This is a genomic window from Brachybacterium epidermidis, from assembly GCF_015209585.1.
GTDB lineage: Bacteria > Actinomycetota > Actinomycetes > Actinomycetales > Dermabacteraceae > Brachybacterium > Brachybacterium epidermidis.
Map to the genome: position 1 here is coordinate 13996 of NZ_JADEYR010000005.1, position 14462 is coordinate 28457.

General features: G+C 70.9%; 14 protein-coding genes. 5 read left to right on the forward strand and 9 right to left on the reverse strand.

Annotation, left to right across the window (positions count from 1 at the left end; all coding sequences use genetic code 11):
• Positions 1-16: 16 nt before the first annotated feature.
• The 7 genes from IOE58_RS06475 to IOE58_RS06505 all read right to left on the reverse strand — a co-directional run bounded on the left by IOE58_RS06475 (position 17) and on the right by IOE58_RS06505 (position 8069).
• On the reverse strand, positions 17-1315 hold the full coding sequence (locus IOE58_RS06475; protein WP_193865603.1) for an alpha/beta fold hydrolase: 1299 nt from the start codon (positions 1313-1315) through the stop codon (positions 17-19).
• A gap of 14 nt (positions 1316-1329) precedes the next feature.
• The gene (locus IOE58_RS06480; RefSeq protein ID WP_193865604.1) at positions 1330-2481 is read right to left on the reverse strand and encodes a LacI family DNA-binding transcriptional regulator; all 1152 of its coding nucleotides are present in this window, start codon (positions 2479-2481) and stop codon (positions 1330-1332) included.
• Positions 2478-3401, reverse strand: coding sequence for a DeoR/GlpR family DNA-binding transcription regulator (locus IOE58_RS06485; protein ID WP_228019157.1), 924 nt, complete (start codon positions 3399-3401; stop codon positions 2478-2480). The genes IOE58_RS06480 and IOE58_RS06485 overlap by 4 nt, the downstream gene beginning before the upstream one ends.
• 475 nt (positions 3402-3876) lie before the next feature.
• Complete coding sequence (locus IOE58_RS06490; protein WP_193865605.1) at positions 3877-4821, reverse strand: carbohydrate ABC transporter permease; 945 nt, start codon at positions 4819-4821, stop codon at positions 3877-3879.
• 93 nt (positions 4822-4914) lie between these two features.
• Positions 4915-5925: a sugar ABC transporter permease gene (locus tag IOE58_RS06495; RefSeq protein WP_193865606.1), complete on the reverse strand. Its 1011-nt coding sequence runs from the start codon at positions 5923-5925 to the stop codon at positions 4915-4917.
• A complete protein-coding gene (locus tag IOE58_RS06500) occupies positions 5918-7204 on the reverse strand; it encodes an ABC transporter substrate-binding protein (RefSeq protein ID WP_193865607.1) in 1287 nt (428 codons plus the stop codon). Before IOE58_RS06500 ends, IOE58_RS06495 begins: the two co-directional genes overlap by 8 nt.
• 124 nt (positions 7205-7328) lie before the next feature.
• Positions 7329-8069 carry a GAP family protein gene (locus tag IOE58_RS06505; RefSeq protein ID WP_228019159.1) on the reverse strand — a complete coding sequence of 247 codons (741 nt, stop codon included), beginning with the start codon at positions 8067-8069 and terminating at the stop codon, positions 7329-7331.
• 102 nt (positions 8070-8171) lie between these two features.
• On the opposite strand from IOE58_RS06505, the gene IOE58_RS06510 reads away from it, so the two are divergent.
• From IOE58_RS06510 to IOE58_RS06520, 3 genes are all read left to right on the forward strand, one after another.
• Positions 8172-9599: a sensor histidine kinase gene (locus tag IOE58_RS06510; protein ID WP_228019161.1), complete on the forward strand. Its 1428-nt coding sequence runs from the start codon at positions 8172-8174 to the stop codon at positions 9597-9599.
• Positions 9596-10417, forward strand: a complete 822-nt coding sequence (locus tag IOE58_RS06515; protein WP_193865608.1) for a response regulator — start codon at positions 9596-9598, stop codon at positions 10415-10417. The genes IOE58_RS06510 and IOE58_RS06515 overlap by 4 nt, the downstream gene beginning before the upstream one ends.
• A 139-nt stretch (positions 10418-10556) precedes the next feature.
• Complete coding sequence (locus IOE58_RS06520) at positions 10557-11045, forward strand: hypothetical protein (RefSeq protein WP_228019162.1); 489 nt, start codon at positions 10557-10559, stop codon at positions 11043-11045.
• Positions 11046-11176: 131 nt separating this feature from the next.
• Here IOE58_RS06520 and IOE58_RS06525 read toward each other — a convergent pair whose 3' ends face one another.
• Positions 11177-11491 (reverse strand): hypothetical protein, encoded by a 315-nt coding sequence (locus IOE58_RS06525; RefSeq protein WP_193865610.1) that lies wholly within the window; start codon positions 11489-11491, stop codon positions 11177-11179.
• 2 nt (positions 11492-11493) lie between these two features.
• On the reverse strand, positions 11494-12525 hold the full coding sequence (locus IOE58_RS06530; RefSeq protein WP_193865732.1) for an aldo/keto reductase: 1032 nt from the start codon (positions 12523-12525) through the stop codon (positions 11494-11496).
• Between the two features lie 136 nt (positions 12526-12661).
• On the opposite strand from IOE58_RS06530, the gene IOE58_RS06535 reads away from it, so the two are divergent.
• A complete protein-coding gene (locus tag IOE58_RS06535; protein WP_017824229.1) occupies positions 12662-12868 on the forward strand; it encodes a zinc-ribbon domain-containing protein in 207 nt (68 codons plus the stop codon).
• Between the two features lie 163 nt (positions 12869-13031).
• Positions 13032-14450: an FAD-binding oxidoreductase gene (locus IOE58_RS06540; protein ID WP_228019163.1), complete on the forward strand. Its 1419-nt coding sequence runs from the start codon at positions 13032-13034 to the stop codon at positions 14448-14450.
• Positions 14451-14462: the final 12 nt, after the last annotated feature.

Sequence of the window (14462 nt, forward strand, 5' to 3'; positions counted from 1 at the left end):
CGGTCAGGCGTTGCCGTCAGGCCTCGCGGCGCCCCTTGGCCAGGTCCAGCAGGTGGTCCAGCACCACCTGGCCGCTGGAGCGCAGGCCGCCGTGCTCGTACTCGCTGGTGACCCAGGTGCGCAGGCGCGGCAGCAGGGCGGCGGTGGCCATGGAGTACTCGCGCGGCACGTAGGCGTCGTCGTAGTACACCGCCGCAGCACCCGGGACGTCCGCGGCCCGCAGGGCGTCCTCGTCGTACAGCCGCGGCCACGGGTGCTGGGCCAGCAGCTCGGCGGCCTCGGCCCAGACCTGCAGCTCCGGGTCCTCGGTGAACAGCTCGCGGTGCATGTGCTCGCCGGCCAGCAGCGTCGGGTCCTCGCGCACGGACCCGGGCATAGCGCGCTCAGCGGCCCAGTCCGTGACCGTGCCGTCGGCCCAGCAGGACTCGTGGATAACGGCGTAGATCGGGTTGCGGCCGCCGAAGGGCAGGGCGCCGGCCAGGTCGTGAGCGAAGGCCGGGGAGTCCGGGTCCAGGCCCAACAGGTAGTGCAGCTGCTCCTGGCCCTGGGAGCGTCCCAGCAGCATGCCGATGCGGCGCAGGCGCTCCACGCCCACCTGCTGCCCGCCGGGCAGGCGCAGGCGACCGGCCTCCGCGCGGTCCACCAGCACGCGCATGCGGTCGCGGTCGCCGGGGAAGCGGGCCCAGTGCCGCTCACTGCGGGCAGCCATGCCCTCCCAGGTGGTGCGGTACACGGACTCCATGTCCGGCCCCAGGGAGGGGATGCCACCGGTGAACAGGGCGGTCTCCACCGAGGCCGCGGCGGCGCTGAGGTAGCGCAGGGTGGTGAACCCGCCGAAGGACTGCCCCAGCAGGGACCAGGTGTCCACGCCCAGGTGCTCGCGCAGCAGCTCGGCATCGGCCACGATCGCGTCGGCCCGGAAATGGGTGAGGTACTGGGCCTGCTCGGCGGGGGTTGCCTCCCGCAGGGTGGCGGCCCCGTCGATCGCGCCCTCGGGCAGCGCCACATCGGGGCCGACGGGCGTGGAGCGGCCGGTGCCGCGCTGGTCCAGCATGATCACGCGGTGCTCGCGCAGGGCACGGACGAGCCAGGGCGGGCTGTCGGGGCCCACGCTGCGGGGCGCCTCGGAGCCGGGCCCGCCCTGCAGGTACACCAGGTAGGGGCGGTCGGTGCCCTCGGGGTCGGCGTAGATGCGGGCGAACAGCTCCAGGCGCACGGAGGCGGGGTCGGCGTGGTCCAGCGGCACGGGGAGCGTCACCTCGGTGACCTCGAGGCCGGGCAGGGTCCAGGTGTGCGAGCGGATGTCGGTGCTCATGGTTCCTTCCGTGATCATGGCTCCTGGCAGGTGCTGTCCCCGGCGAAGAACTCCCATTCGAACACGTGGCGCTGCCCGGGGCGGTCACTGCGGTCCAGTGCACGCCCCACCACCACCTGGGAGATCCGCTCGAACACGTCGGCCACGCCGTAGTAGCTGATGGGCCCGTAGAACTGGGCCTCCTCGGGGATGTCGCCGATGGCGATGATCTCCAGCTCCTCCGGCATCGTGATGCCCAGGTTCTGGGCTGCGGTCTGCAGGGCGACGGCCTGATAGCCGGTGTAGCAGACCACCGCGTGGGGGGCGTTCTCGCCGCGCAGCCACTCCAGGCTCGAGCGGTATGTCTCGCGGCGCCCGGGCAGGGTGGAGTGCACCAGGTCCGGTGTCGGGCCGTCGCCGTGCTCCTCTGCGGCCTCGAGGAAGGCGCGGGTGCGGGCGGGGATCCGGGCGTCGGAGGCGGGGTCGTAGCGGTGCGGGACCAGCAGGTGCACGCGGCCGTGGCGGGCCCGTAGTCGCTGGTAGGCCGAGCGGATCGCGGCCAGTGGGGAGGAGGAGATGACGTCGAAGCTCTCCGGCTCCATCCTGGTGGTGAAGGCGACGATGCCGGTGCTGGTGGTCTCGGCCAGGCGGCGCACCTTCTCGGGCCCGTCGGCCACGAAGTCCACGCTGGTCACGAAGGCGCTGTCGGCCGAAGCGCCCTGCAGGTACTCGTACCAGCGCTCGTCGGCCAGGATCAGGGTGGACAGGTCGTTCGGGAGGGCAGCGCTGCGCACCTGGCGGGCCAGGCTCACGCCCCACGGATCGGCCAGGGTGCCCAGGGCCAGCACCACTCCCCCGCCGCGGCCGGTGCGCATGGCCTGCGCGGTGCGGTTGGGCACATAGTGCAGTGCCTCGGCAGCGGCGCGCACCTTGGCCTTGGTCTCCGGGGATCCGGAGGAGCGGCTGCCGCTGCGGCCGGAGAGCACGAAGGAGGCGGTGGCCACCGAGACCCCGGCCTCGCGGGCGACGTCGGCGAGGGGGACGGTGGCGCGCACGGGGCCGCCTCCGTTGGCGGGGCCGCTCCCGTTGGCCAGGCCGCTCCCGTTGGCCAGGCCGCGCCCGTTGGCGGGGCCGCTCCCGTTGGCGGGGCCGCGCCCGCCTGCACCTGTACGGCCGTTCGGGGTCATCGGCCGCGCCCCGTCGTCTCGACCACGTGCACGGTGACGCCTGCCTCGCGCAGCGCCTGAAGGGCATCCGGGTCAGCGGCGTCGTCGGTGACCAGCTCGTCGATCGCGTCCACGGGACCGATGCGGGCGAAGGCGTCCGCCCCCACCTTGCTGGAATCGGCCACCACCACCACGCGGGAGGAGCGGTCGATGAGGCGCGCGCTGATGTTGGCCTCGGACTCGTCGTGCGTGGAGGCACCGTCGATGGCGTTGACGGCGTTGATGCCCACGAACATGGTGTCGATGCGGATCTGCGCGAGGAGCTGCTCGGCCCAGCTGCCCACCAGTTCGTAACTTGACTCGCGCACCACGCCGCCGGTGACCACCAGCTGCAGGTGGCGGCGAACGGCCAGCTCCTGGGCGATGTTGACCGCGTTGGTGACCAGCACGGTGGGCCGTTCGGCGTCGCGGAACTCCTGGCGGGAGGCCAGTTCGTGGGCGACGGCGGTGGTGGTGGTGCCGCCGTTGAGGCCGATCACGCTGCCCGACCGCACGAGGTCCACGGCGCGTGCGGCGATCAGCTCCTTCTGCTGCGCGTTGCGGGAGGCCCGGTAGCGCATCGGCAGGGAGCGGGCGTCGGGGTTGGCGGAGGCGCCGCCGTGGCTGCGGATCACCAGCTGCTGATCGGCCAGTGCGTCCAGGTCGCGGCGCACCGTGGCCGGGGAGACGCCGAGCTCGGTGACCAGGTCCTCCACGCTCATGTGGCCGTGGTCGATGATCAGGTCGAGCACCAGGTCGAGGCGGCGCCTGCGGCCGCGGACACGACGGGCGCCGGTGGACTCCGCGCCCCGTGCCTGCCCGTCCGGTGCGCTGATGGCAGCCGCGGACCCTCTGGCGGAACGCCTGCCCCGGTGCGGCTCGGGTTCGACCGGGTCCGTCATCCCCTGCCCTCCTGATCCTGCGCAGCCGTCCTTGGCCACACGCGGGCCACCCCGGGCATCTGCAGCACCGGGGATCAGCCGTGTCTTGCGTCCACGAATCATATCCGCTCATCTGCGCGACCATGGCGCTTCCGCGCGGGATCGCTCAGGTTCGATCGGCGCACCACCCGCAATCTGGCTGATTGCTTTTGATTCTTTTATGCGCGCACAATCAGCACGATGCAGCGCCTGCGGGGTGCCCGCCACCCCAGCACCTCGAGGTGTGCACAGCCAGCACCTCAAGGTGTGCACAGGCCGCCCCAGCACCTCGAGGCGTGCACAGTTGGCGGAATCGGACTCCGATAACGCCAACTGCGCACACCTCGCTCGCGAAACCGCCACTCGCACGGGTGCAGATCGGCAGTGGGTCGACGAATGGGGCCCCGGCCGGGCCTGAGCAGGCCCTCAGCACTTCATGCCGGAGTACGCCAGGCCCTCAGCCCTTCATACCGGAGTGCGCCAGGCCCTCGACCACACGGCGCTGAAGCACGATGAACAGGATCATCAGCGGCAGCATCGCCATGAAGCTGGCGGCCATCATCACCGGGTAGTTGGAGGTGAACTGGCCCTGCATGGTGGAAAGGCCCACCGCCAGGGTGGTGCGGTCGTCGTAGGTGGCCACGATCAGCGGCCACATGAGGTCGTTCCACGAGGCCAGCGCGGTGAGGATCGCGACAGCGCTGAGGGCAGGGCCGGACAGCGGGAACATGATCCGCCAGAACGTCTGCCATGGGGAGGCCCCGTCCAGGCGTGCCGCCTCCTCCAGTGAGCGGGGCATGCCCATGAAGTGCTGGCGCATCAGGAAGGTGCCGAAGGCGCTGAAGATACCGGGGGCGGCGATACCAGCCACCGTGTTCAGCCAGCCCAGCTCCTGGATGATCCCGTACTGCGGGATGAGATAGATCTGGTACGGCACCATCAGGATCGACAGCACCAGGGCGAACAGCACGTTCTTGCCGCGGAACTCCATGCGGGCGAAGGCGTAGCCGGCCATGGCGCACAGGATCAGCTGCCCCACCACGCGCAGCACGGTCACGGCGGCGGTGTTGAGGAACTGGTTCAGGAACGGGATCTGCTCGAACACGGCCGGGTAGTTCCCCCACTGCGGCTCGGCCGGCAGCCAGGTGGGCGGCACCGAGGTGACCTCGGCATGCGTGGACAGCGACATGTTGATCTGCCACAGGAACGGGAACACCATCAGCAGGCCGCCGATCAGCAGCACCGCGTGGGTGCCGTAGCGGGGGCGGGTGCGGCCACCGCCGGTGCGGGTGCGGCCACCGCCGGTGCGGGTGCGGCCACCGCCGGTGCGGCCGTCGCGGGCACCGCCGTCACGACGACGGTGCGCACTGCCCGGCTCACCCGCCGTCGGCCCGCCGGCCATCGGCCCACCCGCCGTCGGCCCACCCGCCGTCGGCCCGCCGCCGCCTGCTCGCTCGCGACGGGGGCGGTCGTCGCCCGCTTGCTCGCATTCGTCTCACTCATAGTGGACCCACCTCCTCTGCATCCGGAACTGCAGCAGGGTGATCAGGCCGATGATCAGCAGGATCAGCAGCGCGATCACCGAGGCGTAGCCCTGGTCGTTCTGCCGGAACGCCTCGGCGTAGAACAGGTACACCAGCGACTGCGTGTCCGCCATGGCGGGGTTGGCCTGCCCCATCATCGCGAACAGCAGGTCGAACAGCTGGAAGCCGTTGATCGCGGTGATGATGGTCAGGAAGAAGATGCTCGGGGTGAGCAGCGGGACTGTCACCGAGCGGAACTGGCGGGCGGGGCCAGCGCCGTCCAGCTGCGCGGCCTCGTACAGCTCCGGCGGGATGCCCTGCAGGCCGGCCGACAGGATGATCACCGCCAGCGGCAGGCTGGACCACAGCCCCACGATCGACACCGCCAGCAGCGACCACCCCGGGGCGGTCACCCAGTACGGCCCCTCGATCCCCACCAGGGACAGGGCGTAGTTGATGATCCCGAACTCCTTGTTGAAGATCATCCGCCACACCAGTGCCACCGCCACCGGCATCGACACCGCTGGCAGGAAGAACAGGATCTGGTAGAAGCGGGAGAACCGAAGCCCCTTCTGCGTGAGAAGGGAGGCGATGCCCACCGCGATCGGGATGCCCAGCAGCACGATGCCGGTGTAGATCGCAGTGTTCAGGATGGCGCGGGGGATGAAGGAGTCCTGGAACAGCTTCGCGTAGTTCTCCAGGCCCGCGAAGGTGCGGCCCCCGAACGGCCCGAAGGTCGAGAAGGAGTTCAGCACCGTGGCCACGATGGGCCAGAAGTAGAACACGACGATGCCCAGCATCAGCGGGGCCAGGAACACGAAGGGCCAGGCCCCGTCCTTCCCCCGTCGCCTGCGTCGCTGCGGCGGCGCCGTGTCCGGCTCGGAGGCGTCGTGCTCGCGGGCGACCTCGGCGCTCGTGCGGGCGAACTGGCCACCGGGGGTGACGGTGTCGGGCACGGGGGCCTGCGCTGCTCTCTCACTCATCAGCCAGCACCTCGTTCATCCTCGCGGCCAGTTCCTCGGCGCCGCTCTCGACCTCGCCCATCACGATCTTGGGGAAGAACAGCTCCTCCAGCCGCAGCCAGGCCTCGGTGTTCTTCGACGCCGGGTAAGGGTTGGCGGTCTCGGCGGCGTCGATGAAGATGTCCAGGGAGAACTCGGGGATCGACTCGACGTAGGCGTCGTTGGTGCCGATGAACGCGGGGTTGGCGGCACCGGCGGCGGCCTGGATCAGGTTCGCCTCCTCCGAACCCAGGAACGCCAGGAACGCGGAGGCGGCCGGCTTGTTGCGGCTGCGGACGTTCATGGCCTGCCCGATCCCGTGGATCACGTTGCCCTCGGTCCTGCCGTGCATCAGCGGCGCCACCCCCAGCTGCTCGAACACCGGGGAGTCCTTGAACACGGCGGCCTCCCAGTTGCCGGACTGGTGCAGGGCGGCGCGACCGGAGTTGAACAGGTCCGCCGGAGGGTTCTCGGTGGTGTAGCGGACGTCGGGTGCGATGCCGTCTGCCACCATGCCCTCCAGGAAGCTGAACGCCTCGATGGCCTCCGGGGTGTCGTAGCCGGACTTCGTCTTGTCCTCCAGCAGGATCTGACCGCCGGCCTGCATGACCAGCGGATAGATGTAGGCCTGCGGCCATATCCCGGCGGAGTTGCCCCAGATCTGCTCGGAGCCGAGCGCCCGGGTGACCATCTCGGAGGCGTCGCGGTACTCCTGCCAGGACCACGACTCGGTGGGCTCGTCCACGCCAGCGCGGTGCAGCAGCTCGCGGTTGTACCACAGCGCGATGGTGTCGAAGTCCTTGGGGACGGCGTACGGAACGCCCTGGTAGGAGTACAGCTCGTTGAGGTTCGAGGGGTAGTGGGCGGGGTCGAAGCCCTCCAGGCCGCTGAGGTCCTGCAGCATGCCCTCGGAGGCGTACAGCTCGAAGTTGGGACCGTTGATCCAGAACACGTCGGGCAGCTCGTCGCCGATCGCCTGGATGCGCAGCATCTCGAAGAAGCTGGCGTTCGCGGTGGTGTTCACCGAGACCGTGATGTTCGGATAGTGCTGGTTGAACGCATCGACGATCTCCAGCATCGCCGGCTCCTGCGCCTTGTCCCAGATCTGGTAGGTCACCGTCCCGGAGTCCTCCGGGGTGGCCATGGGGCCCAGTTCCGGATCCACCTGGGCCTCCGACGAGCTGCAGCCGGTCAGGGCACCCAGGCCGGCCACACCGGTCAGCCCGGCCAGACCCAGCAGGGAGCGTCGTGTGGGCACCATGACTCCTTCGTACGTGGGGCGAGCCCCGGCCTCGCATCGACCAGGCACTGCCCACCGTAGTGCACTGCGTCACGAAGGAGCCCACCCGGGCCCACGCACACGGTCGGGTGCGCTGCCCAGCCCGTCACCCCGCCCCGAGCGCGTCCAGCGCGGGCCCGGCAGTGTTGATCACGATAATCACGCCAATGATGCCGATCGCCCAGGAGAAGGCACTGGAGGCGTTCTTCACCGCCCAGCTGTGCAGGCGGTCCATCAGCCGGTCCGCCCTGCCGCCCAGGGCTGCCCGCACCCCGGCCAGTATTGCGGCCGGGGCGATCATCAGCGCGCAGTAGCCCACGAGGATCAGGGCCCCGGTGCCGAGCCCCACGCCCATGTCGGCGATGATCCCCATCGCGGCCAGGTACGGGATCATCGAGGCCGCTTCGATCACTCCGGCCAGCAGGGCCAGGCCGATCAGCAGCAGCGGGCGGCCCGCGGCTTGGCGGACTCGATGGGTCCAGCGCCGGGCCGATGCCTCCGGGTCCCCGCCGCGCTTGCGGATGGCGGCGGGGTCGATGTGGAAGGACCAGACCACCAGCAGCACCCCGATCACCGCCAGCACCAGCATCACCGCGGGCGTGCGCAGCAGGTGCCCCAGGTGCTCCATCAGCGGCAGCAGACCGGCCAGCAGCGCGATCCCCAGCAGCAGGTAGAACACACCGATCACGGCCAGGTACAACAGGGTGCGGCCGGCCACGCGACGAGCACCGCCGCCGCCAGCAACCAGCAGGATCAGTGGGATCACCAGGGTGCCCATGGAGGTGGCGTCCACCAGGGCCAGCACGGCCAGGCCCACGGGGCCCGCAGCGTCGAGCGTCGATTCCATGCCGTCCATGCTTCCGCCGGCGCCGCGCCGGGGCGTCATCCGAAGGTGCTGGAAAGCGTCTCGGCTCCGGCGGCACCCCTGGTCGCGCCGTAGTCTCTGGGCATGCCCTCCCCCGCAGTGCCCGAGACGGCCGGACCGCGCGACGCCCATGCCGCAACCGGCAGGCCGCCCCGCCCCCGCATCGAGGCGCGCGACGTGCTGGTGGCGGTCGGATACGCGTTGCTCGCTGTGGTGCTGGCGTTCTCGGGCATCAGCAACAGTGGGTTCCTCACCCAGTCGTGGGGACTGGAGGTGTCGCTGCCGCTGATGCTGGTGGCAGCGGCGGCCACGCTGTGGCGTCGTCGGGCCCCGGTGGTGACGCTGGTGGTCACGGGGCTGGCGAGCCTGGCCGAAGCAATCGCCGGCGGGCAGATCACCGCGTACGTGCTGCTGTTCGAGGCGCTGTTCACGCCGGTGATCCACGGTTCACGGCAACTGGCAAGGGCCACCACGGGCGTCGCGATCGCTGCCTCGGTGGCGGCGATGCTGGTGGCAGCCGTGGCGACCGGCTCGATGGAGCTGGTGTTCGTGGTGATGATCGTGGTCGCGCTGGTGACGCTCACCCCGCTGCTGTGGGGCTGGGAGGTGCGCCATCACCGGGAGGCGCGCCGCACCGCGGAAGCACTGGCCAGGTCCGCAACGGCCCTGGCACGCTCCCAGCAGGACCTGGCGCAGACCCGTCAGGCCCGCGCAGTGGAGGGCGAGAGGCGCCGCATCGCCCACGACCTGCACGACGTGATCGCCGGCCACCTCAGCGCTGTCACCCTGCACACCTCTCTGGCCTCATCGCTGGAGGATGCCGGTGCGCGCGAGAACTCCCTGCTGACCGCCCGCGATTCGGCGAAGGCGGCCCTGCGGGACCTGCAGTCGATGATCACGGTGCTGTCCACCGAGGAGCCCGGGGCCCTGCCGCAAGCCACGCTGGACTGGGGCTCGCTCACCGCGCGCCTGCGCGGGCGGGACCCCCGCCTGACGGCGCGGATCGACCCGGCGGTGTCGGATCCGGAGCAGGTGGACCCGTCGGTGCAGGCTGCGCTGCTGCGGATCGCCTCGGAGGCGGTCACCAACGCGGTGCGCCACGGGCAGGCCCCGATCTCGCTGCAGGTGGCGTTCGAACCGGCAGGACTGGAGGCACACGTCCCGGCCGAGGTGGGCGCGCCGGCAGGTGTCGACGGTGCCACGCCCGTGGTGCACCTGGTGCTGGAGAACCGGATCAGCGACAGGGCCGAGGCGGGCACCGGGACCGACGCCGGACTGGGCGTCGGCACCGGGTTGGGCATCGGCGCGATCGGCCACCGGGCCGCGGCAGTCGGCGGCACCGCCCATGCCGGGCCCGTCCACCCCGGGCCAGGTCACTCCGCACCCGCCCATGCCGGGGCCGCCCACGACGTGCCTCCCGCCTCGCCCGGCACCTGGCGGGTCGAGGCCCGACTGCCTGCCCGTCCCGTCGGCGCGCTCGCTGCCCATCCTGACCAGGAGGTTCCCGCATGACCGCCCCCGCCCCGATCCGCGTGGTGGTGGCCGATGACCATCCCGCTGTGCTCTCCGGCCTGGTGGCCCTGCTGAGCTCTGCCCCCGACATCGAGGTGGTGGGCCAGGCCAGCGACGGCGAGAGTGCGGTGCGCACCGCCCAGGTGCAGCGCCCTGACGTCGTGCTCACCGATGTGCGCATGCCCGGCGCCACGGGCATCGAGATCACACCGCGCCTGCGCGAGACAGGCGCGAACGTGCTGGTGATCTCCGGTTTCGACCTGGACGAGTTCGTGCTGGGGGCCCTCGCGGCGGGTGCCGACGGCTACCTGGTCAAGACCGAGGACCCGGACCGGATCCTGCAGGCAGTGCGGGATGTGCACCGCGGCGATTCGGTGCTGTCGGTGGCTGCGACGAAGGCCGTGGTGGCGGCGCTGCGCGGCGGTGGCCACACGGCAGGAATTCCGCAGGCAGAGGAGGCGGAGGCAGCGGGCGCCCGCGCTGGAGGCGCTGTCCCCGTGGCCTCCGCGGGCTCGTCGGCCCACGTCCCCTCGCTCACCCGCCGGGAGGAGGACGTGTTGGCTCTGGTGGCACAGGGGCTGTCCAATCAGCAGATCGCCTCGGAACTGTTCGTGGAGATCACCACCGTGAAGACCCACCTGTCCCACGCGCTGGCGAAGCTGCAGCTGGACTCACGGGTGCAGGCCGCCCTGTGGTGGCAGCAGAACCGAGCGAGCCCTCAGCCCCTCAACTCTGGTCAGCCCCCCAACCCTGGCCAGCCCCTCACTCAGGGCCAGCAGCTCAGCCCAGGCCCGCGCCCGTCGGGCCGGCGTCGGTGACGTCGACCAGTTCGACACCCGCGGGGTCACGGCCGTTGTAAGGGTGGATCGCCGCGAAGTCATGCGGTGTAGCGTCGACCCTAGATCTCCCCGCCGCATCTGACCATGGGGAGAGGTACCCATCGTCCCCGGAGGTCCCGTGAGGATGCAGACGAGCCGACGCACCGGCCTGCTCGCCGCCTGTGCGGTGCTCCCGCTGGCTGCGTGCGGCAGCTCCGCTCCACTGGCCGCGGACGGGGCCGTCGCGCACTACGACGGTGCAGCAGAGGCAGTCTTCGACGTCCTGTCCGACGGCGACGACCAGTGGAGCCTCGCCGAGGAGACGCGGAAGGTCACCGACAGCGGCGGGACCTGCGAGTACACCGCTGGCACCTGGACTCCCGAGGCGTCGTTGCCGTCGGTGGACAGCACCGGTTGGCAGGAGCGCCTGGATGCGTTGAACCCCGTGCTGACAGAGCACGGCTTCGAGGAGGCCTCGAGAACCACACAGGACGGCTCCCGCGAAGTGCTGGAGACCCGCGACGAGCACGGCGCCACCCTGCAGATCACCGAACAGGGCCAGGTTCGCATCTGGGGCGCCGAGGTAGACGCCGACCCCTGCGACCCGGCGGAGCTGGGGCTGGGCTGAATGGCGGCGGGAGGGATCGATCGGCAGTAGAAGCGCCGCGCAGCGGAAGCGCCACTCCGGAGACTGAGAGCGGCGCCCACCTGAGAACCACAAATGGTTCTGAGGCGCGCCCCGCTCTCAGTGCCGCAGAGCTACCCCTGCAGCCCGCCACGCTGGGCGAGCTTGTCCTTGATGCCGCGCAGGGTGCGGCCCAGGGCCGAGCTGTCCTCCTCCTCGGGCGGGACCTCGGCGTAGGTGACCACGGCGCGCATGTTGCCCAGGTCGATGCTGGGCTTTCCGCTCTCCAGCAGCTGGCCGAGTCGCTCGCCGACGAGCTTCTCGAACTGCTCGGCGGCCTCCGCACCGCGCTTCTGGCGGGTCTCCTCGAGGCGCTCGCGCAGCAGCTTCGCTGCCACGGGCGAGGCGGGGATGGGGTGAGGGTGCCCGGCGACGGTGATCTGTTCCATGGTCACTGATCCTGCACCAGCAGGCGGTGGCGTTGCTGCACCCCAGCCGCGCCATAGGGGTAGGGGTCCACGCGCGGGGCGCTGACCTCGGTGAGGCGCTGCAGCTCCTGCTCGCTCAGCTCGAGGCCGACGGCGGCCATGTTGTCGTGCAGCTGGTCGAGATTGCGGGCACCGATGATCACGGAGGTGACGGCAGGCTGGGCGGTGAGCCAGGCCAGTGCCACCTGGGAGGCGGTTGCCCCGTGGGCCTCGGCGATCTCGCGCACCACCTCGAGGGTGTTCCAGGTGCGCTCGTCGTCGTTGCGGGCTTGCCAGGCCTCCATGCCGCGCTTGGGGTTCTCCCCCAGCCTCGTGGCGCCCGTCGGCGGCACATCGCGCTCGTACTTGCCGCTCAGCCAGCCGCCGGCCAGCGGCGACCAGGGCAGCAGGCCCAGGCCGGCGTCCTGGCAGGCGGGCACGATCTCGTGCTCGATGTCCCGCACCAGCAGGTTGTACTGCGGCTGCAGGGTGACGGGCAGCGCCCAGTTGTGGGCCTTGGCCACCTGCACGGCCTTGGTGACCTGCCAGCCCAGGTAGTTGGAGAAACCGTAGTAGGAGATCAGCCCCGCGTGGATCGCATCGTCCAGGAAGTCCAGGGTCTCCTCGAGCGGGGTGTGGGCGTCCCAGGCGTGCATCTGGTACAGGTCGATGTGGTCCACCTGCAGTCGGCGCAGGGAGTCCTCCAGGGCGCGGCGCAGGTGGCGGCGTGAGGTGCCCATGTCGTTGGGCGCCTTGCCCATCGGGAAGCGGGCCTTGGTGGCCAGCACCACGTCCTTGGCCAGGTCGGGGTGGTCGAACAGCCAGCGGCCGATGATCTCCTCGCTGACCCCGGCGCTGTACACGTCGGCCGTGTCCAGGAGGTTGCCGCCGGCCTCGACGTAGGCGGTGATGATCTCGTGCGAGGCGGCCTCGTCGGCCTCGGCACCGAAGGTCATGGTGCCCAGCGTCTGCACGGAGACGGCGGTGCCGCTGCGGCCCAGGGTGCGGTACTGCATGTCTGCGCTCATCACCCCAGTGTTCCAAGGTGCGCGCCGAGGTGCCAGGGCCCACGGCCGGTAAGGGGCCTGCCAAGCTGATACCGTCCACATCCCACCGGGCCTACGCGCTCGACCTTCCTGATCGGAGCCTCGCATGCTGCTCATCGCTGGCGTCACCGGAAAGACCGACAACCAGGGGCCGGGCGCCACCCGCACCTGCCCGCGCTGCGGCAACACCACCCAGTGGCAGCGTCTGAAGAGCTACCGGCAGTTCACGCTGTTCTTCGTGCTCCCCCTGTGGCGCTGGGGCCGCCAGGAGTACGAGCAGTGCGGGGTGTGCGGGCAGACGGCTGCGGCCTGAAAGCGTTCACGGCCTGAGCACGTCCACGGCCTGAGTGCGCTCACGGCCTGCCGCTGCGGAGACGGGCCGCGGGCCGCTGGTCCGTTGCGGCTGGTCAGGGGCAGGAGTACCGTCGATGGCACCATTCGTGCACCCGATGAGGGGTGCGGGAGGTGCGATGGCCATGGCAACGACGACGAACCATCACCCGGTCCCCGAGGCGCAGCCCGCCCTCGCCCGCATGCGCAAGCGCCTGGCCGGCCCGCTGATCGAACCACCCGATGCGGGTTACGACCAGGCGCGCGCGGTGTGGAACGGCATGGTGGACCGGTACCCGCTGGCGATCGCCCGCGCGGCCACTGTCGATGATGTGCCCATCGTGCTGGAGGCCGCCCGGGAGACGGGCCTCCCACTGGCGGTGCGCGGCGGCGGGCACAGCATCACGGGACTGAGCACCGTGGACGACGGGATCGTACTGGACCTGGGGGATCTGCGGGAGGTGGTGGTCGATCCCGCAACGCAGCTGGTCACGGTCGCGCCGGGGGCCCGCGCGGCCGACGTCGATGCCGCCACCGCCCCGCACCGGCTTGCGATCCCCCTGGGCGCCTCGTCCCTGCCCGGCGTCGCGGGCCTGACGCTCGGTGGAGGCGTGGGATGGCTGACGCGCAGGGCGGGTCTGGCGCTGGACTGCCTGGAGCGGGCCGAGGTGGTCACCGCCCAGGGCGAGCACCTGGTGGCCAGCCGCGAGGAGCACCCGAACCTGTTCTGGGGGCTTCGCGGGGGCGGTGGGAACTTCGGTGTGGTCACCTCGTTCACGTTCCGGGCCGTGCGCCTGCCGCAGACGGTGCTGGGCTGGACCCTGGTGTATGCGCCATCGCAGTGGTGGCACGCGCTGGCCGCGTTCGAGCGGTGGGCGCGGGAGCTGCCCGATGAGCTCAGCTCGATCCTCACCTTCCGGGCGATGCCCGAGATCTCCGGCATGGGTGAGGAGCCGTGCCTGATGATCCGCTGCGTGTACGTGGGTGAGGACCCGGCACGGGGGACGGTGATGCTGGACCGCCTGCGCCGGGCCGCCCCGCCCGCTCACGAGACCTCCGGGCCGATCTCGTGGCCGCAGTGGCAGAGCGCCATGGATGCCCACTTCCCCGTCGGCTCGCACGGGTTCTGGCGCAACGTAGCCTTCACCCGCATGGACGAGGACGCTCTGGGGGCGGTGCTGGATGTGGCTGAACGGATCCCCGGCCCCGGGCACGCGATCGACATCCATCACCTGGGCGGCGCGTTCGCTCGGGTTCCGGAGCAGGCCACCGCCTTCCCCAACCGCACCGCCCGCTTCTGGATGAACACCTACGGCGCCTGGCAGGAATCCGAGGAGGATCCCCGCGGCTGGGATCTGGCCGAGCACTCCCACGCGGTGATGGAGCGCCTGGCGGAGCGCGGCGAGTACGTGAACTTCCGGGCCCTGGAGTACACCCGCCCCATCACGGACTTCACCCGCCAGATCTACGGGGAGGAGAAGTACCGCCGGCTGCAGCACGTCAAGCAGCGCTACGACCCCGAGAACCTGTTCCGCGGGAACTACAACGTGTCGCCGGACGTGTAGAACTCCGATACC

Coding starts and splice junctions, on each gene's coding strand:
- IOE58_RS06475 (WP_193865603.1), bottom strand. CDS start 1,315: ATGAGCACCGACATCCGCTCGCACACCTGGACCCTGCCCGGCCTCGAG.
- IOE58_RS06480 (WP_193865604.1), bottom strand. CDS start 2,481: ATGACCCCGAACGGCCGTACAGGTGCAGGCGGGCGCGGCCCCGCCAAC.
- IOE58_RS06485 (WP_228019157.1), bottom strand. CDS start 3,401: ATGACGGACCCGGTCGAACCCGAGCCGCACCGGGGCAGGCGTTCCGCC.
- IOE58_RS06490 (WP_193865605.1), bottom strand. CDS start 4,821: ATGGCCGGCGGGCCGACGGCGGGTGAGCCGGGCAGTGCGCACCGTCGT.
- IOE58_RS06495 (WP_193865606.1), bottom strand. CDS start 5,925: ATGAGTGAGAGAGCAGCGCAGGCCCCCGTGCCCGACACCGTCACCCCC.
- IOE58_RS06500 (WP_193865607.1), bottom strand. CDS start 7,204: ATGGTGCCCACACGACGCTCCCTGCTGGGTCTGGCCGGGCTGACCGGT.
- IOE58_RS06505 (WP_228019159.1), bottom strand. CDS start 8,069: ATGGAATCGACGCTCGACGCTGCGGGCCCCGTGGGCCTGGCCGTGCTG.
- IOE58_RS06510 (WP_228019161.1), top strand. CDS start 8,172: ATGCCCTCCCCCGCAGTGCCCGAGACGGCCGGACCGCGCGACGCCCAT.
- IOE58_RS06515 (WP_193865608.1), top strand. CDS start 9,596: ATGACCGCCCCCGCCCCGATCCGCGTGGTGGTGGCCGATGACCATCCC.
- IOE58_RS06525 (WP_193865610.1), bottom strand. CDS start 11,491: ATGGAACAGATCACCGTCGCCGGGCACCCTCACCCCATCCCCGCCTCG.
- IOE58_RS06530 (WP_193865732.1), bottom strand. CDS start 12,525: ATGCAGTACCGCACCCTGGGCCGCAGCGGCACCGCCGTCTCCGTGCAG.
- IOE58_RS06535 (WP_017824229.1), top strand. CDS start 12,662: ATGCTGCTCATCGCTGGCGTCACCGGAAAGACCGACAACCAGGGGCCG.
- IOE58_RS06540 (WP_228019163.1), top strand. CDS start 13,032: ATGGCAACGACGACGAACCATCACCCGGTCCCCGAGGCGCAGCCCGCC.